The following is a 26,420-nucleotide window of genomic DNA, read 5'->3' on the forward strand; positions in this document are numbered from 1 at the left end:
GAATCTAAATTTTGCAATTGAATCCGTATTTTTATGAAAAATATACACAGGAAAATTAATACCTTGTAAATTATAAAAGAGGAACAAAATGAAGAGAAATATCTTACCTAATTTAAAAACATACGCATTTAAAGAGGTAACTTTTGATAAATTAATGCAAAATAGAATTAATAAGGTACTAATTGTTTGCTCTAATTACGATTACTACATGCTTGAAGAAGATGGTAGAATCGAAGAACGAATTTTTAACGAATATACTTCTTTAAACTTAAGACATCCACCAAATTTTATTCATGCAAATTCTGCAAAAAGAGCAATAAAAATGATGGAAACTCATCAAATTGATATTGTAATTACGTGGTTAGATATTGGCAATTATAAAGCTTTTGAAGCTTCAAAAAATATTAAAGAAGCGTTTCCTAATGTACCAATTGCGGCTTTAAGTCATCATTCTTCTCAATTAAGAAGTAAGTTACAAAAAGAAAATACAGATAGTATCGATTTTGTTTTTCATTGGAATGGAAATGCAGATATATTTTTGGCGATTATAAAACTTACTGAAGATAGAATGAATGCCGAAAACGACATTAATGTTGTGGGTGTTAAAGCTATTTTATTGGTAGAAGATTCATTAAAATTTTACTCCAGATATATTCCTATTATTTATAAAGTACTTCTTAAACAAACGCAAGAATTTATGTCTGAAGGATTAAATGAGCATAGAAAAATGCTTTTAATGAGAGGAAGACCAAAAATTTTACTAGCCACAACTTTTGAAGAAGGAATTGATTTATTTGATACGTTTAAAGATAATTTATTAGGAGTAATATCAGATGTTAATTATTACAAAGATGGTGTTAGAAATAAAGAAGCTGGCTTTTTGTTATTAAATTATGTAAGAAATTACAAGCGTTATTTCCCTTTTTTAATTCAATCTTCTAATGCAGATAATGAAAGCCGTGCTTTAGAATTGAAAGGAAAATTTTTATACAAACATTCAGAAACTTTAGGAGTAGACATAAAAAACTATATCATAAAATATTTTGCTTTTGGCGATTTTGAGTTTTGGGATCCTACACAAATGAAAGTTTTGGCAACAGCTAAAGATTTAAGTGAATTTCAAAATGCAATAAAACATGTTACTGAAGATTGTTTAATGTATCATGCAACAAGAAGCGAATTTTCTAAGTGGTTAAAATCTAGAGCATTGTTTCCTTTAGCAAATTTATTAAGCGTTATTGAGTATGATGAATTTGAAAATAACAATGAAATAAGAGATTTTTTAATCAATTCAATTAAAGCTTATAGAGTTTATAGATCTAGAGGAGTAATTGTAAAATTTAATAAAAATAGGTATGATGGTTTTGTTGGGTATGCAAGAATTGGTGAAGGTGCTTTAGGAGGAAAAGCAAGAGGTTTAGCTTTTATAGATTCCTTTTTAAAACGAAATAATTTATACAATAAATACGAAAACGTTAGTATAACCATACCAAGAACAGTTGTAATTAGTACCGACGTTTTTGATCAATTTATAGAAACTCATAAACTTATTAAATTCGCTGCAGAATGTACAGATGATGAAAAAATATTGCATGAATTTATTTCAAAAGATTTACCAAAATGGGCTTTAGAAGATATTAGAGCATTTTTAGAAACAACCAAATGTCCTATTGCTGTTCGATCTTCTAGTTTGTTAGAAGATTCTAACTATCAGCCATTTGCAGGTGTTTTTGCAACCTATATGATTCCAGATTCTGAAATCAATAAAAAAGTTGAAATGGTTTCTAATGCCATAAAATCGGTTATTGCATCTGCTTTTTTTGAAAACAGTAAATTATATCTTAAAGCCATAGCACATACTATAGAAGAAGATAAAATGGCTGTAATTTTGCAAGAAGTTACAGGCAAACAATACCAAGATGTATATTACCCTAATATTTCTGGAGTAGCACGTTCCATTAATTTTTATCCTATTGGCGATGAAAAAGCGAATGAAGGAATTGCTAATATTGCTCTAGGATTAGGAGAAATTATTGTTGGTGGAGGGCAAACCTTGCGTTTTTCACCTTATTATCCAAAGAAAGTATTACAACTATCTTCTCCAGGTTCTACACAAAGAGATACACAACAACATTTTTATGGTTTAGATTTAAATCCTGATAGTTATAAAATTTCAACATGTGAATCCATCAACAAAAAGAAAGTATCTATAAGGCAAGCAGAAAACCATGGTTCTTTAAAATTTGTAGCTTCTACATACGATTTACAAAACAATACAATAAGACCAGGTGTAATGCATGATGGAGTTCGTGTAATTACATTCGATAATATTCTGAAATACAATACATTTCCATTACCAGAAATTTTGCAAGAATTGTTACGAATTGGGCAAAGAGAAATGAGAAGCCCAATAGAAATAGAGTTTGCTGTAAAGTTAGATGTACCAGCAGGAAAGCCCAAAGAATTTAGTTTTTTACAGATAAGACCCATCATAGAAAGTATGGAAACTGTTAGTAAATTACCTAAAAATCTAGATGTTTCTGAAACGATAATTTATTCTGAATCTGCTTTAGGAAATGGAAAATACGAGAATATATTTGATGTAGTATATGTAAAACCAGAGACTTTTAGTGCTGCCAACACAAGAGATATTGCAAATGCTGTTGAAGCCATTAATAAAAAATTTGTGGCAAATGATAAACCTTATATTTTGGTTGGTCCTGGAAGATGGGGATCTAGCGATTCTTGGTTAGGAATTCCTGTACTTTGGTCGCAAATTTCTGCAGCAAAAATAATTGTAGAATCGGGTTTAAATAATTTTAGAATAGATCCAAGTCAGGGAACCCATTTTTTCCAAAATTTAACGTCTTTCAAAGTCGGTTATTTAACTATAAATCCATTTATAGAAGATGGTTTTTTTGATGTTGATTATTTAAATAAACAAGAAGCTGTTTTTGAAAATAAATATTTAAGACACATTTCTTTTAAAAAGGAACTTACAGTTGTTATTGATGGTGAAAACAATAAGGCAGCTATTTTTAAAGAAGATATTTTATTAGAAAATACGATTTCAAATATAGAAGAATCAATTGAAGAATTACCACCAGAAGGATTTATGTAAAATAGATATATAATAAAAAACACACCTTTAATATATTGGTAAATAGTCAAATTCGCAAAAAATGGATAAACTATTGTTAAATATCAAAAAACACCTTATTTAATTTCATACACAATCAATTTTAAAATGTATTTTTGATCTTAAATTTATTCAATAAAAATTTATTAATTGTATCATTATGAATGTAAAGGAAATTTTAACAAATCTAGAAACTAAACACCCTGGAGAAATAGAATATTTACAAGCTGTTAAGGAGGTTTTAGAATCTATTGAAACAATATACAATGAAAATCCACAATACGAAGCTGCTAAAATTATAGAGCGTTTAGTAGAACCAGATCGAATTTTAACATTTAGAATTTCTTGGATTGATGATGCAGGTCAAGTGCAAGTAAATTTAGGGCACAGAATTCAATTTAATAATGCAATTGGTCCTTACAAAGGAGGTATTCGTTTACACCCAAGTGTAAATCTAAGTATTTTAAAGTTTTTAGGATTTGAGCAAATCTTTAAAAATGCGTTAACAACATTGCCAATGGGTGGTGGAAAAGGAGGTTCAGATTTTAATCCTAAAGGAAAATCGGACACTGAAATTATGCGTTTTTGTCAAGCATTCATGTTAGAGTTGTGGAGAATGATTGGCCCAAGTACAGATGTACCAGCAGGAGATATTGGAACTGGTGGTAGAGAAATTGGGTTTATGTATGGTATGTATAAAAAATTACAACAAGAGCATACAGGCGTTTTTACAGGAAAAGGTTTAAATTGGGGAGGAAGTTTAATAAGACCTGAAGCAACAGGTTTTGGTGGCGTTTACTTTACAAAAGAAATGTTACAGACTAAAAACGACACTTTTGTTGGTAAAACAATTGCACTTTCTGGTTTTGGAAATGTAACTTGGGGAGTTGCTTTAAAAATTACTGAATTAGGAGGAAAAGTAGTTACAATTTCTGGTCCTGATGGATATATTTATGATGAAAAAGGTTTAGATGCCGATAAAATAAATTACTTATTATACTTAAGAGCTTCTAATAATGATATTGTTTCTCCTTATGCAGAAGAATTTCCAGACTCTAAATTTTATCCGAACGAAAAACCTTGGAGTGTAAAATGCGATATTGCAATGCCTTGTGCAACTCAAAATGAATTAAATGGAGATGATGCCCTAAAATTAGTTGCAAATGGTGTACAGTATATAGCAGAAGTTTCTAACATGGGTTGTACTGCAGAGGCTGTTCATGTATTTCATAATGCTAAAATTTTATACGGACCAGGTAAGGCAGTAAATGCTGGTGGTGTTGCAACTTCTGGGTTAGAAATGACTCAAAACTCTATGAAAATGAGCTGGACAAAAGATGAAGTAGATGAAAAATTGCTTCAGATTATGCATTCTATTCATACAGCATGTTTAAAATACGGAACAGAAGAGGATGGTTATATAAATTATGCAAAAGGAGCAAATATTGCTGGTTTTATTAAAGTAGCAGATTCTATGTTAGATTTAGGAGTAATATAAATAAAAGACTCAATTCAAAAAAGAAAGCATCATTTATATGATGCTTTTTTTTTGCTTTTTGCTAAAATATCAACCTTAAAATTTATGATATCTAATTTTACATAACTGAAAATTATTATATTTACAGCATTATATTTTGTACAATTCGTAAAAAAACACACTCTAAATTATGGAATCAAAAATTAAAGAATTTATGAAAATGGTTAAAACAAGAAATAACCATGAACCCGAATTTTTACAAGCAGTTCAAGAAGTTGCAGAAACTGTAATTCCTTATATCGCAAAAAATGATATTTATAATGGTAAAAACATTCTTTTAAGAATGGTAGAGCCAGAAAGGTTAATATCTTTTAGAGTGTCTTGGGTAGATGATGATGGAGAAATTCAAGTAAATAGAGGATATCGAATACAAATGAACTCTGCAATTGGTCCATATAAAGGTGGTTTACGTTTTCATCCAACAGTAAATGCAAGTATTTTAAAGTTTTTAGCTTTTGAGCAGGTTTTTAAAAACTCTTTAACAACGTTGCCAATGGGTGGAGGAAAAGGAGGTTCAGATTTTGATCCAAAAGGAAAATCAGACAACGAAATTATGCGTTTTTGTCACGCTTTTATGAGCGAATTATTTAGACATATTGGTTCAAATACAGATGTACCTGCTGGAGATATTGGAGTAGGAGCAAGAGAAATTGGTTTTATGTTTGGTAAATATAAACAACTATGCAATGAGTTTACTGGAGTTTTAACAGGTAAAGGGCAATCTTGGGGAGGTTCTTTAATTAGACCAGAAGCAACAGGTTATGGAAATGTTTATTTTGCAGACAATATGCTAAAACGCAAAAACGATTCTTTTAAAGGTAAAAAAGTTGTTATTTCTGGTGCAGGAAATGTTGCTCAATATGCAGCAGAAAAAGCAATTGAATTAGGGGCAACTATTTTAACATTGTCAGATTCTGGAGGCTATATTTTTGATGAAGATGGAATTGATACAGAAAAGTTAGCACACGTAATGTATATCAAAAATATAAAAAGAGGTAGAATTAGCGAATATGTAGATACATATCCAAATGCAAAATTTGTTAAAGGAGAAAGACCTTGGTCTGTAAAATGCGATATTGCTTTGCCTTGTGCAACTCAAAATGAATTAAATGGAGAAGAAGCAAAAACGTTAATTGAAAATGGTTGTATGTGTGTTTCAGAAGGTGCAAATATGCCTTCTACTCCAGATGCAGTGCACGAGTTTACAAAAGCAAAAATATTATTTGCTCCAGGAAAAGCGAGTAATGCTGGTGGTGTTGCAACTTCTGGTTTAGAAATGAGTCAAAATTCTTTAAGAATTTCTTGGTCTAGAGAAGAAGTAGATTCTAGATTAAAAGATATTATGGAAGATATTCACGATTCTTGTGTACAATATGGAGAGCAAGAAGATGGTTCTATAGATTATATTTCTGGTGCAAATATTGCAGGTTTTGTAAAAGTTGCAGATGCCATGTTAGCTCAAGGTGTTATTTAAAGAAAGTAATTAAGTTAGTATAAATAGGAAACGCATTAATTTATTAATGCGTTTCTTTGTTTTTTTGCTGATATATAAAAATATGGATATTCTTCTCTTTATAGGTTTGGGTTTTATGATTGCTGCAGGAGGCAGTATAACTCCTAGTTTTCTAAATTTAACAGTGGTAAAGTTTAGTTTAAGAAATGGTGTAAAAGCAGCACTTTACTTAATTGGTGGGTATGCAACTGTTTTATTTTTTCAGGCAAATATTGGTGCGTATTTATCTAATATTTTAATGGAAAATTCAGAATATATTACCTTAATTCAGAAAATAGGAACTGTAATTTTACTTTTGTTATCTATCAATTTTTTTAGATTGCATTATACATCAAAAGAGAAAAAAGAAAAAGAAGATATTCCTAAATCGAAAGCCTATTTTCATGGAATTTTAATGTCTTCTTTAAACACAATTGCGATTCCTTTTTACTTTACATCAATTTCCTTTCTAATAGGATTAGAGTATTTTGAATACTCCTATTTAAACGGGTTTTTCTTTTCAATAGGCTCAACAATGGGGTCTTTTACATTATATGCTGTCTATGCAATTGTTGCTAATAAAATTGAGGATAAATTAACATATATTGCCACAAAAATGGATTTTATTTTAGGATGCTTAACAGGTTTTGTTGCAATTGCAAATGCTGTTTATTTGTACATCCAATAATATAACTTGAATTCATTTTTATTATATTTTTGTATAACAGCAGTTTTTTAATCTTTTTAGTTCGATATTTTCTTTTATTTTAGGTGATATAATTGAATCTTTTTATACAATAATATTATGAAAGTAACCAAAAACATATTAGTTGGAGGCAAACACCAAAAACCTATTGTAACCGATGTTTTTTATGTTGATGATCATCAGCCTAAAAAAGTAGTGATTTTTTGTCATGGATATAAAGGTTTTAAAGATTGGGGAGCTTGGAATTTAATGGCTAAAGAATTTGCAAAAGCTGGTTTTTTCTTTATAAAATTTAATTTTGCTTATAATGGAGGAACTCCAGAAAACCCAATTGATTTTCCAGATTTAGAAGCTTTTGGGAATAACAATTACACCAAAGAATTAGATGATTTAGAAAGTGTTTTAGATTGGATTTCATCCGAAGAAAAATATAAAAAAGAAGCTGATATTAACAATATTTCTGTAATTGGACACAGTAGAGGTGGAGGAATTGTGTTGATAAAAGCCAACGAAGATGCAAGAATAAAAAAAGTAATTTCTTTGGCAGCAATTTCAGATATTGGCTCAAGAAGTTCTACAATTGGCGATTTAGAAAATTGGAAAAAAGATGGCGTAAAATATGTTGTTAATGGACGAACAAAACAAAAAATGCCTCATTATATTCAGTTTTATGAAAATTTTAAAGTTCATGAAGAGCGTTTAAACATTCAAAAAGCTGTAGAACAAATTAACATTCCACAATTGGTAATTCACGGAAATAAAGACACTTCAATTCTTGTTGATGAAGCCCATAAAATAAATTCTTGGAATTCTAAAAGCATTTTAAAAATTATCGAAAATGCAGATCACGTTTTTAATGTTTCTCATCCTTGGGAAAAAGAAAACGTATCAAAAGAATTACAAGAAGTTACCGAAATTTGTATTGATTTTTTAGGAAATTAATTTTGTATATTTGAGAACAAAATAACCTCACTTATAGATGATAACAGAAAAAAAAGATCAAGAAATTGACAGAAAAGCAGCTATTAAAAAGCTAGGAAATTATGGTAAATATGCAGCTTTAACAGCTTTAGGAACATTTATTATGTTAAATCCTAAAAAAGCACAAGCATCTAGCTAATTAAACTTTTTCTAAACCATCAATTTAATTGGTGGTTTTTATCTTAATAAGATTTTTGTTTTCATAAAAAAAAGAAACATCTTTCGTATTTTCGAAAGATGGAATTACAACCTCCTTTTCGTAAAATAATTCATGTAGATATGGATGCTTATTATGCTTCTGTAGCAGAATTAGACAACCCAGAATTGCGTGGAAAAGCCATTGCTGTTGGTGGAGGAGGAGATAGAGGCGTAGTTTCTGCTGCAAGTTATGAAGCCAGAAAATTTGGTGTAAAATCTGCTATGAGCAATGTTTTGGCGAAACAAAAATGTCCACATATTATTTTTGTAAAATCAGATTTTGCACGTTACAAAGAGTTATCAGCACAAATAAGAGAAATCTTTTACGAATATACAGATTTGGTGGAACCACTCTCTTTAGATGAAGCCTATTTAGATGTTACAGTCAATAAAAAAGACAATCCTTCTGCAAATGATATTGCTAGAGAAATCCGCCAGAAAATATATGATAAAACTGGTTTACGAGCATCAGCAGGTATTTCTATTAATAAATTTATTGCAAAAGTAGCTTCAGATATTAACAAACCAAATGGACAAAAAACAATTCATCCAGAAGAAGTCATCAAATTTTTAGAGGAATTACCTGTCAATAAATTTTACGGAGTTGGTAAAGTAACTGCTGCAAAAATGTATAATTTGGGCATTTTTGTTGGAAACGATTTAAAGAAAAAATCGTTAGAAGAACTATCACTTTTGTTTGGTAAATCTGGAAATCATTATTATAATATTGTTAGGGGAATTCATAACAGCGAAGTAAAACCCAATAGAATCCGAAAATCTGTTGGAGCAGAACGTACTTTTTTTGAAAATATTTCTTCTGAAATTTTTATGTTAGAAAAGCTACATGATATTGCTGATGAAATTGAAAAACGGATGGAAAAAAGTAATTCTAAAGGAAAAACCATCACTTTAAAAATTAAATATTCAGATTTTACGAGACAAACAAGAAGTAAAACTGTAGAGCATTATATGAGTAAAAAAAGCGAGTTTTTCCCCATTGTAAAAGAGTTGTTATATCAAGAAGAATTAGAAAATTCTGTACGCCTTTTAGGACTTTCTTTTAGCAATTTGAACATTAACAAAAAAGAACCAGTTTGGGTGCAATTAAAATTTAAGTTTTGATGTTTTGCAGTTTAATATATTAAAAATTTTTAGAGATGAAACAAAATATTATACTAACTTTAGTAATGTTGAGCTTTATTTTATCTTGCCAAAAGCAAGAAGTTAAGGAAGAAAAAACTACAGAGTTAAATAAAAAAAATTGGCATTTAGATTCTTTAAATGAAAAAGCATTACAACATTTAGATACTTCAAGAAGAGATCATCAACTTTTTAAACAAGATATAGAAAACTATGAAAAATTTGGTGATTATTATAAGAGTTTACCTTTGAATAAATCTCCATTTCCTGTTGCTGTTTACGATTATGCTGTTTCTGGTTTTCCTTTTGTGATACAAAAAGATAGCACTATTTTTAAAGGGATAAAAATAGGTGAATACATAGATCCTGAAAGTGATGTTATCACAGAAAAACTAACGCTATTTATTTTAACAAATGATATAAATTCTGTTGAAACGTATCTGGTAGAATCTAGAAATTTCCCTTATTTAACTGCTGAAGGGGATTTTAAAGTTTCTAACAATTCTTATGATTGGGTTTTTTCTGCAAGTCCTGATGGTTTTTCTGTACTTTTAGTAAACATGAAACTTTTCGATTTGCGTTTTGGAGAAACAATTATTATTTATCCTCAAATAGATAAAACATTTTTATATGATCAAATTAAAGATTCGCCCAATAATTACAAGAACTTTGAAGACTATAAAAAAGTTATAATTAATAATAATAAAGTACAAAAACAGCTTTTATCAGAAAATAATATAAAATGAATATTGTAAGAACAAATTCAGAGAGTTCAGATTTTATAAATTTAGTAAAACAATTAGATGCGTATCTTAAAATTACTGATGGTGATGAACATACTTTTTATAATCAATTTAATAATATTGATGTTCTAAAACAGGTTGTAGTACTTTATGATGATACTGAAATAAATTCAGCACAATTAAATTTTCCAGTTGGTTGTGGAGCCATAAAAAAGTTCGATGAGATTTCTGTGGAAATAAAAAGAATGTTTGTTGTATCAGAAAAAAGAGGACAAGGTTTTGCACAAAATATAATATCAGAATTAGAGATTTGGGCAAAAGAATTAGGCAATAAAAAATGTGTTTTAGAAACAGGAAAAAGACAAATTGAAGCTATACAATTTTATAAGAAATGTGGTTATAAAATTATTCCAAATTATGGGCAATACACAGCAATGGAAAATAGTATTTGTTTCGAAAAAAAACTATAAATGAACTACAGTTACTGGGAATTAAAAGAATGGTTTACCAACATCGATTTTACAATTGTTGGTAGTGGAATTGTAGGTTTAAATTGTGCTTTAGAACTCCAAAAAAAGTATCCAAAAGCAAAAATTTTAATTCTTGAAAAAGGAATGTTACCTCAAGGTGCAAGTACAAAAAACGCAGGTTTTGCTTGTTTTGGTAGTTTGTCAGAAATTATTGATGATTTAAATTCTCATACAGAAGAAGAAGTTTTTAATTTGGTAGATAAACGTTGGAAAGGATTGCAATTATTGCGTAAAAATTTGGGTGATAAAAACATCGATTTTCAGCCAAATAAAGGCTTTGAATTATGTGAATCTGGAGATTTTTTTGAGAAATGTATTGCTGAAAAAGAAGCAATAAACCAGCTATTAAAACCTATTTTTAAAGAAGATGTTTTTTCTGTTTGTGCTAATCGTTTTGGTTTTCAAAAAGTGCATCAACAATACATTGTTAATAATTTTGAAGGGCAGATTGATACTGGAAAAATGGCATCAGAACTACTAAAAAAAGTACAGGCTTTAGGTGTAAAAATTTTAAACAATATTTCAGTTGAAAGTTTTGTAGAAAATAGTGCAAATATCAACATAAAAACCAACAGATTAGATTTTTACACTAAAAAATTATTAATTGCAACAAATGGTTTTGCTAATAAATTATTAAAGGAAAATGTGCAACCTGCAAGAGCACAAGTACTTATTACAAAGCCAATTAAAAACTTACCAATAAAAGGTACTTTTCATTTAGACAAAGGTTATTATTATTTTAGAAATATTAACAATCGTATTTTGTTTGGTGGAGGAAGAAATCTCGATTTTAAAACAGAAGAAACTTCAGAATTTGGCGAAACTGAGATAATACAACATCAACTTGAAAAAATTTTAAAAGAAACCATTTTACCCAATACAAATTTTGAAATTGAACACAGATGGAGTGGAATTATGGGTGTTGGAAATCAAAAGAAAGCCATTGTAAAACAACTTTCTAACAATGTGTTTTGTGGAGTTCGTTTAGGAGGAATGGGCATTGCCATTGGTAGTTTGGTGGGTAAAGAATTGGCAGATTTGGTTAATTAAGCCAACAAGAAATTATAATTCTCTTTTTTAGTATTTTGAATTTAAATGCTAAATTATTTAAGATGTGTTTGCATTCTTATTCAAATTTGTTCAGTAATTTAGTTGAATGAAAGAAAATTCCCCAAATTTTGATGTAATTATTATTGGTGGAGGTTTAGCAGGTTTGTGTAACGCAATTCATCTTTCAAAATTTGGCAAAAGTGTTTTGTTGATAGAAAAAAATAGCTATCCAAAACACAAAGTTTGTGGCGAATATATATCTAATGAAGTATTGCCTTATTTGTCTTTTTTAGAGATCAATCCTTTTGATTTTGGTGCAGTAAAAATTGATGATTTTCAATTATCAACTACAAATAATAACCTAATTTCTGCAAAATTACCTTTAGGTGGTTTTGGAATTTCTCGCTACAAATTAGATTTCATTTTATCAGAAAAAGCAAAAGAAAATGGCGTTGTAATTTTACAAGACGTTGCTACAAATATTACTTTTAAAGATGCTGTTTTTAGTGTAGAAACGAAAGAAAACGACACTTTTACATCAACAATAACCATTGGCGCTTTTGGTAAACGTTCGTTATTAGATGTAAAATTGGAACGTACTTTCATCAAAAAAAAATCGCCTTATTTGGGTGTTAAGATTCATGTAAAAGGAGAATTTCCAACAAATTTAGTGGCACTTCATAATTTTAAAGGTGGTTATTGTGGCGTTTCTAAAGTAGAGAATAATGTGATTAATTTGTGTTATATCACTAGTTTTTCATCCTTTAAAAAATATAAGAATATTGATGATTTTCAGGAAAATGTAGTATTCAAAAACACCTTTTTAAAGGAGATATTCCAAAATTCAAAGCCAATTTTTGAGCAACCTTTATCTATTAGTCAAATTTCTTTTGAAACCAAAAATCCTGTAGAAAATAACATATTAATGTGTGGAGATTCTGCAGGAATGATTCATCCACTTTGTGGAAATGGAATGAGTATGGCAATCCAATCTGCGCAAATTGCGTCTAAACTCATTCTAAATTATTTAGATGATAAAAATTTAACAAGAAAAGAACTCGAAAACAACTATATTTCAGAATGGAATCATCAATTTAGTTGGCGTTTAAAATCAGGTCATTTTATTGCAAAATTGTTCAGAAACGATAAAATTGCAAACGTTTTACTACAAATTTTAAGCAAAATGCCGTTTTTATTGCCAATGATTATTAAACAAACACATGGAAAACCAATAAAGCTATAATGGACTTTTTTATCAGCACAAAACAAAGAACAGACAAAGAAGAATTGATGGACGATTTTTCTATTGGTGGCGATTTATTAAGAGATACTTTAGATAAATTAGAAAATATAAATAGATGGTTAGGAGGAAATAAAGTAACTGTAAATGGTTTAAAATCAATCTTAAAAAACCATCCAAAAGATAAAGAAATTACCATTGTAGATGTTGGTTGTGGTCATGGAGATATTTTGAGAGATGTTGCAAAATTCGGGAGAAAAAACAATTATAAATTCAAATTAATTGGAATTGATGCAAATCCAACAGCAATTGATTATGCAAATGAATTATCTTTAGAGTATCATGAGTTAACATTTGAAACCCAAGATATTTTTTCTGAAGATTTTAAAAAACGTGAATTTGATGTTGTTTTAGCAACCTTATTTTTTCATCATTTTAAGGAACCAGCATTAGTTTCATTTTTAAAAAACACGTTACAACAAACCAAAATAGGGATTGTAGTAAACGATTTACACAGACATAAATTAGCTTATTATTTGTTTATGTTACTATCAATTTTCATCAGCAACAAAATGATTATTGAAGATGGATTAACATCCGTTTTAAGAGGTTTTAAAAGGAAGGATTTAGTAGAAATGTCAGAAAAAATAAATTTGAAACCAGAAATTTCGTGGAAATGGGCATTTCGTTTTTTATGGATTCTGAAGAGTTCAAATTTTAAGGTTCAAGATTGAAGTAAGTTAGTCATTTAAGTTAAAGAAAATTACAGCATTTGTATCAGTGAAAATCTGTGAAATCTGTGTCAAAAAATATATATAGAATAACTCCGAGAATCTCTGTGAAAAAACTCTGTGAATCTCAGTGTAACAACAAAATATGAAAGTAAAAATAACATCGGTTGCAAAACAACTTCCAAAGTATTATCGAGAAACAAAAGATATCATTCCGTTTGTAGAAATGTGGATGCAAGATCAAGACACTCGTTTTCAAAGAAAAGTCACTAAACTTTTTGAAGGAGCAGGTGTTGATAAACGTTACTCAATTATGGATCCAGAAGAAGTTTTTACAGCAACTTCTTTCGAAGATAAAAATAATATTTACGCAAGAGAAGTTGTAAAATTAGCAGAGCAATCACTCAAAAAATCGTTAGAAAAAGCCAATTTAAAGGCTACAGAAATCGATTATATAATTACAGTAAGTTGCACAGGAATTATGATTCCTTCTATGGATGCATATTTGATTAATTCGCTTCAAATGAAACAAGATATTGTGCGTTTACCAGTAACTGAAATGGGTTGTGCAGCAGGAGTTTCAGGTATTATTTATGCAAAGAATTTTTTAAAATCGAATCCAAATAAAAGAGCAGCTGTTGTGGCTGTAGAAGCACCAACAGCAACGTTTCAACTCGAAGATTATTCTATGGCAAATATTGTAAGTGCAGCCATTTTTGGTGATGGAGCATCAGCTGTAATTTTATCTTCTTATAAAGATGATAAAGGTCCAGAAATCGTTGATGAAGCCATGTATCATTTTTACGATGCAACACATATGATGGGTTTCAATTTGGTGAATTCTGGTTTGCAAATGATTTTAGACAAGGAGGTTCCACAGAAAATTTCAGATCATTTTCCAGCAATTGTACATCCTTTTTTAGAACGAAATAAGTTAACAATTGACGATGTAAACCACTTGATTTTTCATCCAGGAGGAAAGAAAATTGTACAAACTGTAGAAGATTTATTTGGAGTTTTAGGCAAAAATATAGACGATACTAAAGAAGTTTTACGTTTGTATGGAAATATGTCTAGTGCAACAGTTTTATACGTTTTAGAACGATTTATGGATAGAAATCCTGCAAAAGGTGAAAGAGGTTTAATGTTAAGTTTTGGCCCAGGTTTTTCTGCACAACGAATTTTGTTGGAATGGTAGATTTGTAGAAATAACAAAAATTATTTTTAATAAAGCGAATGAATCAAACTGAAATCATAAAAAACCTTCCTTATAAAAAACCATTTTTGTTTGTTGATGAACTCACAGAAATTTCAGAAAATGGAATTATTGGAAACTATACATTTAAAAAAAACGAGTTTTTTTACGAAGGCCATTTTAAAAATAATCCAATTACACCAGGCGTTATTTTAACGGAAACAATGGCACAAATTGGTTTAGTTTGTTTAGGAATTTTTCTTTTGAAAGATGAAATTTTATCCGAAGAAAAAAAACCAAAAATTGCTTTAACGTCTAATAATATCGATTTCTTTTTACCTGTTTTACCAAACGAAAAAGTAACTGTTATTTCAGAAAAAGAATATTTTAGATTTAACAAACTAAAATGTAAAGTTAAAATGATGAATGAGAAAAATGAATTGGTTTGTAGAGGAACAATTTCTGGAATGTTAATAATTTAGAATAGATCTGACAGGTTTTAAAAATCTTTCAGGTATGAAAAATATAAGTTAAGAAGAGTCAAATCTGTGAAAATCCATGAAATCCGTGTCAAAAAATCAGCATAAATGAAAAACAGAGTTGTAATTACAGGTTTAGGAGTTGTTGCACCAAATGGCGTTGGTTTATCAGCATTTACAAATGCAATAAAAGCAGGCAAATCCGGAATTACATTTCATCAAGAATTAAAAGACAAAGGTTTTTCTTGTTGTATTGGAGGAATTCCAGAAATATCCGAAGAAAAAAAACTCGAATATTTATCGCCTTTACAATTAAGAGGATTCAATAGCACCTCTATTTTATATGGTTGTATGGCTGGAATTGATGCGTGGAAAGATGCAGGTTTTTCCGTTGATGAAAACTCGAAATTAGATTACGATTCAGGCTTAATTTTTGGAACAGGAACCTCAGGAATTGAAAAATTTAGAGAATCGATTTATAAAATTGACGACCAAAATGTAAGACGTTTAGGAAGCACATCTGTTGTGCAAACCATGGCAAGTGGAATTTCTGCATATTTAGGTGGAATATTAGGTTTTGGGAATCAAGTAACCACAAATTCATCTGCATGTACAACAGGAACAGAAGCTTTATTGTTAGGATTTGAGCGCATTAAAAACGGCAAAGCAAAACGTATGTTGGTAGGTAGTTCTAGTGATAGCAGTTTGTATACTTGGGGAGGTTTTGATGCAATGAGAGTCATGAGTTACAAGCATAATGATAATCCAGAAAAAGGCTCAAGACCCATGAGTGAAACTGCTGCAGGTTTTGTGCCTGGAAGTGGAGCAGGAGCTTTGGTTTTAGAATCTTTAGAAAGTGCTTTGGCAAGAAATGCAACGATTTATGCAGAGGTTTTAGGAGGCAATATTAATTCTGGAGGACAAAGAAATGGAGGAACTTTAACAGCGCCAAATGCAGAGGCTGTTCAAAAATGTATTACTGATGCAATTGTAGATGCCAATATTTCTGCAGATGAAATTGATGCGATAAATGGCCATTTAACAGCAACAACAAAAGATATTTTAGAGATAGAAAACTGGACGAAAGCTTTGCAAAGAAAAGGAGCAGATTTTCCTTTTATCAACTCCATAAAATCGCAAATTGGGCATTGTTTGGCAGCAGCTGGTGCAATTGAAAGTGTGGCTTCTGTGATGCAAATAAAAGAGCAATTTGTGTTTCCAAATATCAATTGTGAAGATGTGCATCCAGAAATTAAAGATTTGATTTCTGTGGATAAAATTCCAACAAAATTAATAGAAAAAGAAATTAATATTGTTGCAAAAGCAAGTTTTGGTTTTGGTGATGTAAATGCTTGTGTTATCTTTAAAAAATATTAAATTATAACAATAACGTGTCAGTTCGAGCGCAGTCGAGAACTCAATAAACCTTTCGACTGCGCTCAAGGAGACATTTATAATTACAAAATGACAAAAGAAGAAATCATAGCAAAATTAACGACGATTGTAAAACCTTATATTCATAATGAAGAAGGGTTTAAAAACATGAATGAAGACACCGATTTTATAAAGGATTTAGACATTAATTCTGCAAATTTGGTTGATATTATTTTAGATGTGGAAGACGAGTTTGATATTCATATTGATAACGATTCTATGGAAAAAATGCTTTCTGTAAAAGAAACAGTCATTATTATTCAAACTAAAATGAATGCCTAATGATTGGCAATGATGTTGTTGATTTAAATCTTGCAAAAACCGAAAGTAATTGGCAACGTAAAGGATTTTTAGAGAAACAATTTACCGATTTTGAGATTAATGAAATCTTAAAATCAGCAAATCCATTTTTGAAAGTTTGGTTGTTTTGGTCTATGAAAGAAGCTGCTTATAAATGCTATGTTCAAGAATATAAAAAAAGATTTTTTGCACCTAAAAAGTTTTCTTGTAAAATAATTTCAGATAGGGAAGGAGTCGTTCAGATTGAAACTAAAAAATATTTCATAAATTATTTAATATCAGGAAATTATATTGTTTCTGTTGCTAAAGAAAATAGGGATTTAAAAATGGTTTCAGAGTTGTTTTTTATTGACAAAAATGAAAGTTCAACCAAAATTATAAACGATAAATTAGTATCTTTTTTTACTGATGATACTCAACTTTTGAAAAACGATTTAGGAATTCCTTATTTGTATCAAAATAACAAGAAAATAGATGTTTCAGTTTCAAAATCCCATCATGGAAATTATGGAGCATTTGCATTTTCTACTTTTTAAAAAGAGGAAAAATAAAGATAAAATATGTCGCAACTAAAAACTAAAGAACTACTTTTTAATTTGTGTAAAGATTTTGTAAATAAACGTTTACAAACTGTTGAAGAAATTATTTCATCGAACCAAAAAGGATTGCAATCTGAAACTAAAAGTTCTGCAGGAGATAAGCACGAAACAGGTAGAGCCATGTTGCAGTTAGAGATGGAAAAAGCAAGTCAGCAATTAGAAGGAATTTCTATAATGAACCAAATTTTATCCAAAGTTGATATTTCTAAAAGCTCTAAAATTGCACATTTAGGAAGCGTTATTATTACAAATAAAGCCAACTATTTTTTAAGTATTTCTGCTGGGCAATTATCAGTAAAAAACAATACCTATTTCGCGATTTCTATTTCATCACCAATTGGAAAATTGTTATTAGGAAAAAAGGAAAATGAGGAAGTTTTATTTAATGGGAATTTAATAAAGATTAAAGAAATTTTTTAAAAGATTCCTTAGCAGATTTTCAAGTTGATTTCTTTTCCGTTTTCTAATTCTTCAAAATGATTTAAAAACACAATTTGATTTTCAACTTCAGCTTCAATTAACCAATAAGCACCTTTAAAATAGGAGTTTAAAACAGTTGCAGAAATATCAGATTTCTCTACAATTTTTATTTGATGAGGATATAACAAGTGATTTTTGTTATCAATAACAATTTCATTAACATCATCAAACAAAGCAGCAATGTATTTTTCTGTTGGATTATTATAAATTTCTTTGGGATTATTGTTTGCTAAAATCTTGTTATTTCTAATGATGATTAGTTGATCAGCAAAAGAAAGGGCATCATTTTTATCATGTGTTGCAACAATACAAGCAATATTTTTATCCTTTAAATATTTAAATAAACGTCTTCTTAATGAATTTTTTTTAAAGTTATCTATTTGTCCAAAAGGCTCATCTAACAAAATTAATTCGGGTTCATTTGCTAAAGCTCTAGCAATAGCAACTCGTTGTTTTTGTCCACCACTTAAGTTTTTCACTTTTGTGTTTTCAAAAGCTTTCATTTCAATTACGTCCAACAATTCTTGCGTTCTTGCTTCACTTTCTTCAGGATAAAAACGCGATAAGAATTTTTTTATGTTTTCAGAGACAGAAATATAAGGCATCAAATCGAAATCTTGAGCCACATATTTAAAGAAGTCCATTCCTGGAACTAAATGAAATTCTGGACCTAAAACCTGATTTTCATTCCAAAAAATAGTGCCTTTTTGTAAATCTAACAAACCGTAAATTGCTTTTAATAAAGTAGATTTTCCACAACCACTTTCACCCATAACACAAAGGTGTTCGCCTTTTTGCAAAGTGAAATTAAAATTATCTAAAACTATTTTATTTTTAGAATATCCAAAAGTGATGTTGTTTACTTGAAGCATAAAAAATTATAAAAAACGGTTATACCAACTCTCTTCAATTGGTATTTTCCAGAAGTTTTTAAAATCGTGATTATTGGTAATTAAATTATCAAAAATGATGGTTTTTGCAGTAACAGCTCTATTTTTTACCAATTTTTTGAAGTCTTTCAACTCTTTATATTGTACAAATTCGCCTTGTTTAAAACAAACATTCATTTTGTCTAACAACTCAACTTTATACGTTTCTTGCAGTTCTAAAATAAAGGAAACAGAAGCATCAATGTCAGTATTTGTAATTGTGGCATTTTCATCATCCGTAATTAAAACAATAAACCTGTTGTATAAAAACTGATAGGAAACTTTAAAATTTTCGTCCTCTTTTTTCCAATTTTCGACAAATGTTTTTATTTTTTGCTCAATTTCTGGAATCTCTGCAGGGTAAAATTTTCTGTTAGAAGGATAAATCCAAACTTTAGCATCTTCAGAAATTTCGGTATAATCAACAAACATTGTATAGATTTTTTAGACTGCAAAGATACCAAAGAAAAATCGCAAACTTGAATTTTTCAAACTTGCGATTTTAATCTATTTTTATAAAGTTAGTTTCCGTTTATAAAGTCGATTTTATCAACGAAACAAAATCTTCTTGTGTACTTAATCCTTTGTCTTTATTATACCAAACTTGCAAATATTCTTTAAATTGAGGGTCTAAGCTTCCGTTTTTTTCTTTGTAATCTGCAACCATTTTTGTGGCAACTTTTGGTCTTGGTCCCCAAGTATCAATTACATTATTATCTGTATCTAACGCAATTAATTTTGGAATAGATCTGCCACCATTTGTCAAAAACAAATCCATTAACGCTAAGTTTTCATCACGCAAAACCAACTTTAAGTTGATATTTTTGTTGAGTTCCGCCATTTTATGAATTACAGGTAAATTCTGTGCAGCATCTCCACACCAACCTTCAGTAAGTACCAACCAAGTTTGTGGTGATGCTAATTTTTGAATTTCTTGCGCAGTTTCATCAGAAATTTTGGTGGTTTTATCCAAACGTTTCATTCTGCTGTTATTCAATTTACTGTAGTTTAAAATATAGTCAGATTGTTCTGGTCCAGTAGATTTTCCTTCAGCCAATAAATCTTTTACTAAATCTCTATATTCTTGATATGTATAAGTGTTTTCTAAACTTTTTGAAATAATATCTTTCATAATTCTCTTCTAATTTCAACCTTTTAGACGCAAATTAAAACAAAACTTACAAGATTATTTCTTTTGCTTTTTTAAGCTTTCAAGAATATCTTTTGTCATCGATTCTAAATCAAATTTATGTTCCCAATTCCAATCTTTTCTAGCTTGAGAATCATCAATAGTTTGTGGCCAACTATCTGCAATTTCTTGTCTAAAATCTGGATTATAAGTAATTTCAAAATCAGGAATATGCTTTTTAATTTCTGCAGCAATTTCTTTTGGTGTAAAACTCATGGCAGCTAAATTGTAGCCATTTCTAATTTTTATGTCTTTGGTATCTGCTTGCATTAATTGAATGGTTGCATTCACAGCATCATTCATATACATCATTGGTAAAGTTGTGTTTTCGGATAAAAAACATTCGTATTTTTTATCTTTTAAAGCTTTAAAATAAATGTCTACAGCATAATCTGTAGTACCTCCACCAGGTTTTGTTTTCCAAGAAATAATTCCTGGATAACGTAAACTTCTTACATCAACCCCAAATTTATCATGATAATAATTACACCAAAACTCGCCAGAAACTTTACTAATTCCATAAACTGTAGAAGGTTCCATAACTGTTTTTTGAGGCGTATTTTGTTTAGGAGTTGTTGGCCCAAATACAGCAATAGAACTTGGCCAATATATTTTTTCGATATGTTTTTCTTTGGCTAAATCTAATACAGCCAACAAAGAATTCATGTTTAAATTCCAAGCTTTTTGAGGCATTTTTTCTGCTGTTGCAGATAACATAGCAGCCAACAAATACACCTGAGTAACACTATATTTATGAATAACAGTTAAAATCGCTGCTTTATCAGTTGCATCAATAATTTCAAAAGGTCCAGAAGTCATAAGCTCTGTATTTCCTTCTCTAATATCTGAAGCTATTACATTGTTATTACCATATAAAAGGCGTAATTTTTCAGTAAGTTCTGTGCCTATTTGTCCACTTGCACCCAAAACTAAAATAACGGTTCTCATAAAACGAAATTGAATTATTAACAACAACAAAGGTACTTATTTTTATTATTCGTAATTTAGTTTCTCTAAAACTATTTTTATTAGTGTATCCTTAAATTTATTTCTTTTAAAAATTATGTTTTCTATAAGGGAATCCGTTTTAAAAAATGTTTATTTTTACAAACTCAATTTATAATTTTGAAATACTTCATAACACTATTACTACTTTTATTTATTTTTTCTTGTGATAAAAAACAGGAAACTACTATTCAGCAAGAAGATACGAAACCTCTTTTAAGCGTTGAACACGAATTTTCTGCTGTAAAAGGAATAGATCCAGTTTTTGTTAAAGAGGTAGAAGAGTGGAAAGAATTAAATGCTGTTGGTGATTTTTTAGAAAGATTTAAAAAAGCTTCTCCAAAAGAAGTTTTAAGTAATGCTTTAGAATTAAAAGGGTTAGTAGAATCTTTAAAAGATAGTATAAAACCAGCTTTATTTACAATTTCTTCTTTTGATGCTAGGATAAATATTTTTTACAACGAAACGTTAAGATTGGCAGATATGACTACAATACCAGCCATACAAGCTAGTGAAGTTAACTTACAAACTGAAAAAATTTTAGAAGCATTTTCTGCTGTAAATGCAAAAATAAATACCATTTTATCTAAAAAAAGGTTTGAAGACGAAATAGATGTTGATGTAAAATTTATTGGTTTAGATTCTACAAAAATGGATAGTGTTTCTAGAAAATCTATCAAGGAAAATTTTGATTCAAGAAAAACTGATAAAGGTGGTTTAAACTTTAAAACAAACCAATAATGATTCAAAAAGGAATTTCTTTTTTTGCGTTAATTTTCATTTTAGTTGGTTGTAATTCTATGAAAGAAATTTCCGTTTTGGAAACTAAAGAAATCAAAATTAACGTAAATACTGTATTAAATGATTGGCATTTAGCAGCATCAGAAGCAAATTTTGAAACTTATTTTAGTAAAATGGATAGTATTTCTGTTTTTATTGGTACAGATGCCACAGAAAATTGGAATAAAGAAGAATTTAAAGCTTACAGTAAACCTTATTTTGACAAAGGAAAAGCATGGAGTTTTACTACTTTAGAAAGAAATATCTACGTAAATAATTCAGGAAATTTTGTTTGGTTTGATGAACTTTTAAACACACAAATGGGTACTTGTAGAGGTTCTGGAGTTTTGGAAAAGAAAGGCAATTCTTGGAAAATTAAACACTATGTATTGTCGATTACAATTCCAAATGAAGATGTAAATGCAGTTATAAAAGCAAAGAAAAAGAATGATGATTTGTTTTTAAAGAAGTTTTAAAACTAGTTTTTTTTATAAGTTATTTACGAAACCACTTCATTAACCACCTTGTAAATTAATTCGTTTTCAAAACCTTTTCGCATTAAAAAACCAATTAACTTTTGTTTCCTTTTATAAATATTAGTTTCAGAAATTACAGCATTTCTATTTTCTGTAATGTTATAAATTGTTGCAATATAATCAGATTCATCAATCTCTTTTAAAGCTGTTTTTATATTGTAAGCAGAAATATCTTTAAATTTTAACTCTCTAATAATCCGCTGTTTTCCCCAATTTTTAATTCGGAATTTTCCACGAGCAAAACTTTTAGCAAAACGTTCTTCATTTAAAAAATTATCTTTCATTAAGCTTAAAAGAATCATTTCTTTTGCTTCAGGAATTAAAAAATATTCACGCATTTTTTGCTCCACTTCTTTATGACATCTATCTTGGTAAACACAGTAGTTTTCTAGCTTGCGTTTTATTTCATCAACAGTAAAAGATTTTTTTGTCATTTTACAAAAATACAAAATGGCAAAGTATTTGATTTGAAAAAAATTATAGCATTCTATTTTAAGAATTAATATACCTATTTTTAGGTAGTTACATTTAAATAAAATATGCTATTTTAGAGATTTAAAAGTTTAATCATCCAAGAAACCTTACAAATGAAAAAGTTACTAACGTGTTTCCTCTTATTTTCTGTTACTGTTTTAATTGCTCAAGAAAAATACAGAGTTACTTACAATTACCAAACTGAAGAAATTAATTATTATAAGTTAGATAAACTTAATAATATTCAAGACACACTTTCTGGACCAAAATTTAAAAGAAATAGTTTAATAGAATTAAAACTGATTCATGTAAATCCATTCGCAGTTAGTATAAAAACGGATGTAAAAGAAGAGGCAATTCATCCAAAAATGAGTGGTTTTAACTTTAGTTCCTTACTTGGTGGCATGAAATCATTTACTGGCGAAAATTTAAATTTAAATATTGATAATGTTGCTAAAGAAAGTTCGTATTTATCAAGAGGAGGAAAATCTAGAGGATCTAAAGTTAGCAATCAATTTGCAGATTTAAATAAATTAACGACGAATATCGATGCTGTAAAAACCTCTTTTTTATCAAACTTGTTAAACCCAAATTTTGATAAAAAAGAGATTCTTGAAAATTTAAAAGAAGCTTCTTCTCAACTTAAAGACAGCAGATTATCGAATCCTAATGATAATTATTATTTATTCTTATCCAACTTAAACAATGCTGTTCAAGAAGATGCTGCTCAATTATCAAACGAAATTGAAAATATTTCCACAGAAATAGACAGTACTTTAAATGGCGATAAAGCAATGTCTAGAGGAGAATTGGTGCAAAAAAGCAACACTTATAAAAATTTAGAAGCGTTAAAGAAAAGTATCAATTCAACCCAATTAAATACAGCAGAAAGTTTAAATAAAATTAAAGATTTGTTTACAAGTTTAGAAGCCTCAAATTTTGAACAAACCTATGATTATACCATAGAATCTGACAAAGTTGCTATAGAACTTAATTTTTTACAAAGTGCTTTTTCTGAAACTGCAAATGGCACACCAACAGAAGAAAACTTGATAAAAACCAGAACTTTAAAATTATTCTCTAAAGGAGGTTTTAAAATAAATTCTAGCATTGCTTTAACGTTAAATAATTTTGGATCAAAAGCGAAAGATTTTTACATAGACCAAGATGGAATTATTGGTGAAGATGTTGGGAATAGCTCAACACCAAATATTAGTACTATGATTAATTTTTATCCTGTAATGGGTGAAAATTTTAATTTAGGAGGTTCTTTTGGAGTCTCAATTCCTATAACAGGAGAAACTAGAGGAATCAACTTTTTATTAGGACCAACCATGTTTTTAGGTAGTAAAAGTAGAATATCTTTATCTGGAGGTGTAGCTTATGGAACTGTAAATAAACTTACAAATGGCTTGGAAGTTGGTGATACAACAACAATTACAGATTTAGATTCTTTTACAAAATCGGTGTATGATTTTGGGTATTATTTTGGAATTTCTTTCAGCCTTTTTGAAATTAAATAAATTATTTATAAAATAAATTATGAAAAAGTTTTACATTTTATTACTGCTAATTTTTGCAGTTAGCTTTGCATATTCTCAAGAAACAAAAACTACAAAACATGCTTTAATTATTGCTATTGGAGATTATCCAAGAAGTACAGGTTGGGGCGCAATTAGTTCTGCAAACGATGTTCCATTAATTAAAGAAACATTAGAAAGACAAGGTTTTAACCCTGAAAACATAACTACTTTAGTTGATAGAGAAGCTACAAAAAAAGGAATTTTAAATGCTTTTAAAGAATTACAAGAAACTAAAATAAAAGAAGGCGATGTTGTTGTGATTCATTATTCAGGTCATGGACAACCTATTTTTGATAGCAGTGAAGATGGAACTTTAGATGAAGCAGATGATAAAGATGAAGCTTTAGTACCTGTAGATGCAATGGCTTCTTATGCTTATAATTACAAAGGCGAAAACCATATTAGAGATGATGAATTAGCAAAAATTACCACCAATTTAAGAAATACATTAGGCAAAAACGGACAATTATTATTGTTGTTAGACAGCTGTCATTCAGGTTCTTCTGCAAGAGGAGGAAAAGCAAGAGGAACTAAAAATGTATTTGCGCCTGAAGGTTGGGAACCAAGTAAAAATGCAAAAGTGCAAGGAAGTGATATGTTTGATGATGTTAAAGTAAGTGAAAACGCAGCTCCTTATGTTTTAATTTCTGGAGCTTCTGCAGACGAATTAAATTATGAACATCCAGAAGGTTATGGAGCTTTAAGCTACGCTTTTTCTGAAGCCATGAACGATTTAGGTTCAGATTTTTCTTACAGACAATTGTTTGATGTGATTGCCTCTAAAATGAATACGTTTTCTCCGAATCAAAATCCAGGAATAGAAGGAAATCAAGATATAAAACTGTTTAAAAACGAGTATGTAAAACAAGAAGAATATTTTAAGATTAAAAATATATTAACAAGCAATGCAGTAAAAATACAAGCAGGAAAGTTGCAAGGAATTTTTAAAGGAACTACCGTTTTTTTAATGCCAGTTGGCGAAACTCAATTAGATACCACTAAAATTATAGCGAAAGGAAAAATTGTACTTGCAAAATTTAATGAAAGTAATATTTTATTAAATAGCGATTTAAAGAGCAAAAACGAAAAAGATTATGTTGTTTTTATTGATAAAAAAAGCTTTGGAGAAATCTCTTTAAATATCTCTTTTGATAAAAGTTTAGAAAATAAAAAAGTGAAGAATGATATCACAAAATTTTTAGAAGAAACAAAGCTAGGTAAAGTTGTAGATTCCTTAGAATCTGATGTTATAATTACAGAGAAAAATAATCAATTTAATGTTTATACAACCAATGGTTTTAGTGCTATTGAAGAAAATGTAAAAATTGACAACCTTAAATTTTTAAAGAAAACATTATCAACATACGCTCATGGTTCTTACATGAAAAAGTTGAACTTCAACAATAAAAAATACGAATTTACTTTTAGAGCTTTACCTGTAAAACTAAATGTTGTAACAGAAGAAAATGAAATAGGCAAGCCAGAAGATATCATGAGAAACAATGTTTTATCTATTGTTCCAGGAAAAGATAAACTAGTTTTTGAGGTTACCAATCATTCAGAAGAAGATTTGTATTTTACGATTATTGAGGTGAATTCTAAAGGAGAAATAAATAGTATTTTTCCTAGTGATCGCTTTGAAATGAACAATCAAGAAAGATTAATAGAAAAAGGAAAAACGGTTCTTTTTAGTGATAAAATCATGAATTATGGACCTCCTTATGAGAAATTAGTTATGAAATGTATTGCTTCTCCATATCCAATTAATATTGCATCCACCATAAAAAATAGAGGAGAAATAGAAGGAAAAAGAGGAGCACTCAATCCTTTAGCTAGTTTTGTGAATAACACATTTTTAAACTCAAGAGGACAAGGAGAAGTTATTGTAGTTTCAGACAAAGTAGATGGGTATACCTCAGAAATTATTTATGAAATTGTAAAAGAGTAAAA

At 29.1% G+C, this 26,420-nt stretch carries 27 protein-coding genes; 22 read left to right on the forward strand and 5 right to left on the reverse strand.

Annotation, left to right across the window (positions count from 1 at the left end):
• The first annotated feature begins 88 nt into the window (after window positions 1-88).
• From LPB03_RS10955 to LPB03_RS11035, 18 genes are all read left to right on the forward strand, one after another.
• Window positions 89-3,121: a PEP/pyruvate-binding domain-containing protein gene (locus LPB03_RS10955; protein WP_065319650.1), complete on the forward strand. Its 3,033-nt coding sequence runs from the start codon at window positions 89-91 to the stop codon at window positions 3,119-3,121.
• Between the two features lie 178 nt (window positions 3,122-3,299).
• Window positions 3,300-4,637: an NADP-specific glutamate dehydrogenase gene (gene gdhA / locus LPB03_RS10960; protein WP_065319651.1), complete on the forward strand. Its 1,338-nt coding sequence runs from the start codon at window positions 3,300-3,302 to the stop codon at window positions 4,635-4,637.
• A 169-nt stretch (window positions 4,638-4,806) separates the two neighbouring features.
• Window positions 4,807-6,150: an NADP-specific glutamate dehydrogenase gene (gene gdhA / locus LPB03_RS10965; RefSeq protein WP_065319652.1), complete on the forward strand. Its 1,344-nt coding sequence runs from the start codon at window positions 4,807-4,809 to the stop codon at window positions 6,148-6,150.
• A gap of 82 nt (window positions 6,151-6,232) precedes the next feature.
• Window positions 6,233-6,856 carry a LysE family transporter gene (locus LPB03_RS10970; protein ID WP_065319653.1) on the forward strand — a complete coding sequence of 208 codons (624 nt, stop codon included), beginning with the start codon at window positions 6,233-6,235 and terminating at the stop codon, window positions 6,854-6,856.
• 117 nt (window positions 6,857-6,973) lie between these two features.
• Entirely contained in the window at window positions 6,974-7,816 is an 843-nt protein-coding gene (locus LPB03_RS10975; protein ID WP_065319654.1) for an alpha/beta hydrolase family protein, read from the forward strand.
• A gap of 37 nt (window positions 7,817-7,853) precedes the next feature.
• Entirely contained in the window at window positions 7,854-7,994 is a 141-nt protein-coding gene (locus LPB03_RS16765; RefSeq protein ID WP_170324218.1) for a hypothetical protein, read from the forward strand.
• Between the two features lie 98 nt (window positions 7,995-8,092).
• A complete protein-coding gene (gene dinB, locus LPB03_RS10980) occupies window positions 8,093-9,175 on the forward strand; it encodes a DNA polymerase IV (protein WP_065319655.1) in 1,083 nt (360 codons plus the stop codon).
• A 35-nt stretch (window positions 9,176-9,210) separates the two neighbouring features.
• The gene (locus LPB03_RS10985; RefSeq protein ID WP_065319656.1) at window positions 9,211-9,939 is read left to right on the forward strand and encodes a hypothetical protein; all 729 of its coding nucleotides are present in this window, start codon (window positions 9,211-9,213) and stop codon (window positions 9,937-9,939) included.
• On the forward strand, window positions 9,936-10,406 hold the full coding sequence (locus tag LPB03_RS10990) for a GNAT family N-acetyltransferase (RefSeq protein ID WP_065319657.1): 471 nt from the start codon (window positions 9,936-9,938) through the stop codon (window positions 10,404-10,406). The genes LPB03_RS10985 and LPB03_RS10990 overlap by 4 nt, the downstream gene beginning before the upstream one ends.
• On the forward strand, window positions 10,407-11,516 hold the full coding sequence (locus LPB03_RS10995; RefSeq protein ID WP_065319658.1) for an NAD(P)/FAD-dependent oxidoreductase: 1,110 nt from the start codon (window positions 10,407-10,409) through the stop codon (window positions 11,514-11,516). It begins immediately after the preceding gene.
• Between the two features lie 106 nt (window positions 11,517-11,622).
• The gene (locus LPB03_RS11000) at window positions 11,623-12,759 is read left to right on the forward strand and encodes an NAD(P)/FAD-dependent oxidoreductase (protein ID WP_065319659.1); all 1,137 of its coding nucleotides are present in this window, start codon (window positions 11,623-11,625) and stop codon (window positions 12,757-12,759) included.
• Window positions 12,759-13,490, forward strand: a complete 732-nt coding sequence (locus tag LPB03_RS11005) for a methyltransferase domain-containing protein (protein WP_065319660.1) — start codon at window positions 12,759-12,761, stop codon at window positions 13,488-13,490. Before LPB03_RS11000 ends, LPB03_RS11005 begins: the two co-directional genes overlap by 1 nt.
• Before the next feature lie 142 nt (window positions 13,491-13,632).
• On the forward strand, window positions 13,633-14,685 hold the full coding sequence (locus LPB03_RS11010) for a type III polyketide synthase (protein ID WP_065319661.1): 1,053 nt from the start codon (window positions 13,633-13,635) through the stop codon (window positions 14,683-14,685).
• Window positions 14,686-14,723: 38 nt separating this feature from the next.
• The gene (locus LPB03_RS11015; RefSeq protein WP_065319662.1) at window positions 14,724-15,164 is read left to right on the forward strand and encodes a 3-hydroxyacyl-ACP dehydratase FabZ family protein; all 441 of its coding nucleotides are present in this window, start codon (window positions 14,724-14,726) and stop codon (window positions 15,162-15,164) included.
• Between the two features lie 105 nt (window positions 15,165-15,269).
• Complete coding sequence (locus tag LPB03_RS11020; RefSeq protein ID WP_065319663.1) at window positions 15,270-16,538, forward strand: beta-ketoacyl-[acyl-carrier-protein] synthase family protein; 1,269 nt, start codon at window positions 15,270-15,272, stop codon at window positions 16,536-16,538.
• A gap of 87 nt (window positions 16,539-16,625) precedes the next feature.
• The gene (locus LPB03_RS11025) at window positions 16,626-16,877 is read left to right on the forward strand and encodes an acyl carrier protein (RefSeq protein ID WP_065319664.1); all 252 of its coding nucleotides are present in this window, start codon (window positions 16,626-16,628) and stop codon (window positions 16,875-16,877) included.
• Window positions 16,877-17,431 carry a 4'-phosphopantetheinyl transferase family protein gene (locus tag LPB03_RS11030; protein ID WP_065319665.1) on the forward strand — a complete coding sequence of 185 codons (555 nt, stop codon included), beginning with the start codon at window positions 16,877-16,879 and terminating at the stop codon, window positions 17,429-17,431. Before LPB03_RS11025 ends, LPB03_RS11030 begins: the two co-directional genes overlap by 1 nt.
• A gap of 24 nt (window positions 17,432-17,455) precedes the next feature.
• Window positions 17,456-17,914, forward strand: coding sequence for a GreA/GreB family elongation factor (locus tag LPB03_RS11035; RefSeq protein ID WP_065319666.1), 459 nt, complete (start codon window positions 17,456-17,458; stop codon window positions 17,912-17,914).
• 8 nt (window positions 17,915-17,922) lie between these two features.
• Here the strand turns inward: LPB03_RS11035 and LPB03_RS11040 are convergent, their stop codons facing one another.
• The 4 genes from LPB03_RS11040 to LPB03_RS11055 all read right to left on the reverse strand — a co-directional run bounded on the left by LPB03_RS11040 (window position 17,923) and on the right by LPB03_RS11055 (window position 21,040).
• Entirely contained in the window at window positions 17,923-18,846 is a 924-nt protein-coding gene (locus tag LPB03_RS11040; protein ID WP_065319667.1) for an ABC transporter ATP-binding protein, read from the reverse strand.
• A 6-nt stretch (window positions 18,847-18,852) separates the two neighbouring features.
• Complete coding sequence (locus tag LPB03_RS11045; protein WP_065319668.1) at window positions 18,853-19,335, reverse strand: ABC transporter ATPase; 483 nt, start codon at window positions 19,333-19,335, stop codon at window positions 18,853-18,855.
• Between the two features lie 100 nt (window positions 19,336-19,435).
• A complete protein-coding gene (locus tag LPB03_RS11050; protein WP_065319669.1) occupies window positions 19,436-20,035 on the reverse strand; it encodes a thioredoxin family protein in 600 nt (199 codons plus the stop codon).
• A 54-nt stretch (window positions 20,036-20,089) separates the two neighbouring features.
• A complete protein-coding gene (locus LPB03_RS11055; RefSeq protein WP_065319670.1) occupies window positions 20,090-21,040 on the reverse strand; it encodes an NAD-dependent epimerase/dehydratase family protein in 951 nt (316 codons plus the stop codon).
• A gap of 177 nt (window positions 21,041-21,217) precedes the next feature.
• Between LPB03_RS11055 and LPB03_RS11060 the strand changes: the two genes are divergently transcribed.
• Together LPB03_RS11060 and LPB03_RS11065 are read left to right on the forward strand one after the other, a co-directional pair.
• Window positions 21,218-21,838: a hypothetical protein gene (locus LPB03_RS11060; protein WP_065319671.1), complete on the forward strand. Its 621-nt coding sequence runs from the start codon at window positions 21,218-21,220 to the stop codon at window positions 21,836-21,838.
• Window positions 21,838-22,353, forward strand: coding sequence for a nuclear transport factor 2 family protein (locus LPB03_RS11065; RefSeq protein WP_139058973.1), 516 nt, complete (start codon window positions 21,838-21,840; stop codon window positions 22,351-22,353). The genes LPB03_RS11060 and LPB03_RS11065 overlap by 1 nt, the downstream gene beginning before the upstream one ends.
• 23 nt (window positions 22,354-22,376) lie before the next feature.
• Here the strand turns inward: LPB03_RS11065 and LPB03_RS11070 are convergent, their stop codons facing one another.
• Window positions 22,377-22,847, reverse strand: coding sequence for a regulatory protein RecX (locus tag LPB03_RS11070; protein ID WP_065319672.1), 471 nt, complete (start codon window positions 22,845-22,847; stop codon window positions 22,377-22,379).
• A gap of 153 nt (window positions 22,848-23,000) precedes the next feature.
• Between LPB03_RS11070 and LPB03_RS11075 the strand changes: the two genes are divergently transcribed.
• Both LPB03_RS11075 and LPB03_RS11080 read left to right on the forward strand, forming a co-directional pair.
• Window positions 23,001-24,410 carry a hypothetical protein gene (locus LPB03_RS11075; protein ID WP_065319673.1) on the forward strand — a complete coding sequence of 470 codons (1,410 nt, stop codon included), beginning with the start codon at window positions 23,001-23,003 and terminating at the stop codon, window positions 24,408-24,410.
• A 19-nt stretch (window positions 24,411-24,429) separates the two neighbouring features.
• Window positions 24,430-26,418, forward strand: a complete 1,989-nt coding sequence (locus LPB03_RS11080) for a caspase family protein (RefSeq protein ID WP_065319674.1) — start codon at window positions 24,430-24,432, stop codon at window positions 26,416-26,418.
• Window positions 26,419-26,420: the final 2 nt, after the last annotated feature.

Source organism: Polaribacter vadi, from assembly GCF_001761365.1.
GTDB classification, from domain to species: Bacteria; Bacteroidota; Bacteroidia; order Flavobacteriales; family Flavobacteriaceae; genus Polaribacter; species Polaribacter vadi.